Annotated in this window: 4 protein-coding genes; all 4 read right to left on the bottom strand. The window is 40.5% G+C overall.

Features of this window, described 5'->3' with window-relative positions; translation table 11 throughout:
- Window positions 1-616: 2-phosphosulfolactate phosphatase (locus AC1DRF_RS22320; RefSeq protein WP_477741716.1), on the bottom strand; the 616-nt coding region annotated here is incomplete at its 3' end.
- A complete protein-coding gene (locus AC1DRF_RS22315; protein ID WP_427076544.1) occupies window positions 613-1,671 on the bottom strand; it encodes a phosphotransferase family protein in 1,059 nt (352 codons plus the stop codon). The genes AC1DRF_RS22315 and AC1DRF_RS22320, both read right to left, overlap by 4 nt.
- A 25-nt stretch (window positions 1,672-1,696) precedes the next feature.
- The gene (locus tag AC1DRF_RS22310; protein ID WP_013083164.1) at window positions 1,697-2,098 is read right to left on the bottom strand and encodes an acyl-CoA thioesterase; all 402 of its coding nucleotides are present in this window, start codon (window positions 2,096-2,098) and stop codon (window positions 1,697-1,699) included.
- A gap of 14 nt (window positions 2,099-2,112) precedes the next feature.
- Window positions 2,113-2,686 (bottom strand): enoyl-CoA hydratase-related protein (locus AC1DRF_RS22305; RefSeq protein ID WP_477741715.1); only part of this gene is annotated, 574 nt, incomplete at its 5' end.

The following is a 2,686-nucleotide window of genomic DNA, read 5'->3' as shown; positions in this document are numbered from 1 at the left end:
CTCCTATGGCTGAGCACTTCAATATTTCAACAGGTGAATGCTCATAAGCCTCATACAAAAGCAGTGCGGCTTTTGCAGCATCCGTCAAATGAAATGTTTTTAGTTGCAGCAGACAGCTTACAAAATACCCCGCTCCATACAAATCTTCTAGACAGAAGCGATCGGATGAACCTGAACAAACCAATAAAACAGTTTCATCTTGACCTTGCTGACAAACAGCACTGGCAACCGCTTCTCCGTTTAAAAGCGAAGCTGTATATACATGGTTTGCTTTTTCAGCGTTATGAATGGCTACGGTTCCGTTAGTCGTGGACAAAATAACCGTTTTATTTTGAACATGCTCCTTTAACGTGCTGGGATTCGGATCAAAAAAGCCTTCAATCGTTTTCCCTCTATATTCGCCTACAAGCGCAATATCATCAGGCTTGTACGTTTTTGCTTTTTCACGCGCTTCTTCTTCGTTTTTTACTGGAATAACTTCTATTGCTCCTTGCTGTAAAGCAGCCGCAATTGTTGACGTAGCCAATAAGACGTCAAATATAACAACCGTTTTTCCTTCTAGCTTTTTGGCAAGAAGCTCTTCTTTTTTGAGTATTACGTGAATTTTTCCTTTCATATATGTCCTCGTTCTGTGTGCAGAGCATGAATAATTAGTGTTTTTACATAATCTCCAAATTGTGAAAACCGTTTATCATTTGTTTGGCCTTTTTTATAACGGTAATAAATTTGCTGACAAATGACAGCAAGCTTGAAGTACGCAAATTTCAGGTAAAAGTCAATGTGTGAAACATCCCGTCCGCTTTTTTTACCGTATGCTTCTACAAAATCTCGACGGGAATAAAAGCTTTTTTGCACAGTAACAGGTGGATTTCCGAGTCCTCTTTTCAAAAGTTCAGGATCGCTGTCTTCCATCCAGTAGCTCAGCGCCACTCCCAAATCAGCAAGCGGGTCTCCAACGGTTGTCATTTCCCAGTCAAATAATCCTACAATTTTATTTCCATCCGGTGAAAATAACGTATTGTTAAGCTTGTAATCATAGTGAATAATGGTCGAATGCTGTGTAGTCGGGATGTGTGTGGTCAACCATTTTTTTAGAGCTTCTACTTCCGGTATGTCACTTGTTTTTGATTTTTCATAACGATGAATCCAGCCGTGTACCTGACGTTCTAAAAATCCTTCGGGCTTGCTGATTTTTTCAAGAAGCGTGCCTTTATAAGGAATATCATGAAGTTTAACAAGGACATCCACCATTTGTTCTGAAATACAATGGCAAAGTTCGTCAGTTCCTTTCATGTCTTCTGGAAACGCTGTGTCGATGAGAACACCGTGCTTTCTCTCCATTAAAAAAAAGGATTTCCCAACCACCGTCTCATCTTCACAAAACACATACGGTCTAGGAGCGAGAGGGAAAGACTTCGATAAAACAGATAAAATCTTGTATTCTCTTTTCATGTCATGCGCTTTTGGCGCGACTGGCCCAAAGGGAGGGCGTCTCAACACCGCCTCCCACTCTCCGACTGAAAGAGCGTAGGTTAAATTGGACGCACCTGATCCAAATTGCTTGATTAAAAGAGGCTCTTTAGGTAAATCAGGAATCGAAACACGGAGAAACTGATGCAGTTTTTCCGTGTTTAATTCCTCTCCTTTTCGTACAGGAATGATTTGTGACATTCTTTTACCACCTGCTTTTTTATAGTTAAACAGCTACTTTATAATTCATCAAAAACTGCTTAATGTCCGCTGGAATAGACACGCTTTTTTGTGCATCAAAATCAAAGTACACGATGACAGCTTCTCCTTTAGCAATCAGGGATCCCGTCTTGCTATCGGTAATTTCATGACCAATTGTAAAGCTTTTATTGCCGACATTAGATACAAAGGTTTTAATCATTAGCACTTGATTAAAATAACCTTGCGCAACAAAATCACATTTAGTAGACGCTAAAATATACTCCCACTTTTTTGTATGCATGGATGCTCCCATTTCTTCAAAAAAAGCAATACGGGCCTCTTCTAAATAAATGAAATAGCTCGTATTGTTAATGTGACCGAGTGCGTCTGTTTCGCAAAAGCGCACTTTGACCTGTGTTTCATACATGATCTTCTCCTCCTTTACTTATGTGAAAAAACAGCGGGACGCTTTTCAATAAATGCTGATACTCCTTCTTTAATATCTTCTGTTTGAAAGACTTCTTCAAACAGCTCTGCCTCAAGTTCAAGACCTTCAGATAATGTACGATTCATTCCTTCGTTTACCGCTGTCTTAATTCGAGAAAGTGACGGAAGAGAGTGACGGTTAAATTTCTTAGCCAGCTCTTTTGCTTTTTCGAGCCCTTTTCCTTTAGGCGTTATATGATTGGCAAAGCCTGCATGAAGCGCTTCTTCTGCAGAAACAGGACTGCCGGCAAACATCCACTCTTTAGCTTTAGAAACGCCGATTACGCGTGGAAGACGCTGAGTTCCRCCGCCTCCAGGAAACAATCCGAGCTTCACTTCCGGAAGACCTATTTGAGCATGTTCTTCGGCAATGCGTATATCAGCGGTTAGTGAAAGTTCGCATCCTCCTCCAAACGTTAAACCGTTTAACACGACAATTGTTGGTTTTTCAATGTTTTCAAGTTTTTGCAAAACACGATGGGTTTTCATAAACTCTTCTTTAATGCCGCTTTGCCCCATTAACTGAGGA

The sequence above is a fragment of the Priestia sp. P5_B4 genome (assembly GCF_056400385.1).
The sequence above is the reverse complement of the archived record's forward strand: the minus strand, read 5'-3'. Positions and strand labels throughout refer to the sequence as shown.

Coding starts and splice junctions, on each gene's coding strand:
- AC1DRF_RS22315 (WP_427076544.1), bottom strand. CDS start 1,671: ATGTCACAAATCATTCCTGTACGAAAAGGAGAGGAATTAAACACGGAA.
- AC1DRF_RS22310 (WP_013083164.1), bottom strand. CDS start 2,098: ATGTATGAAACACAGGTCAAAGTGCGCTTTTGCGAAACAGACGCACTC.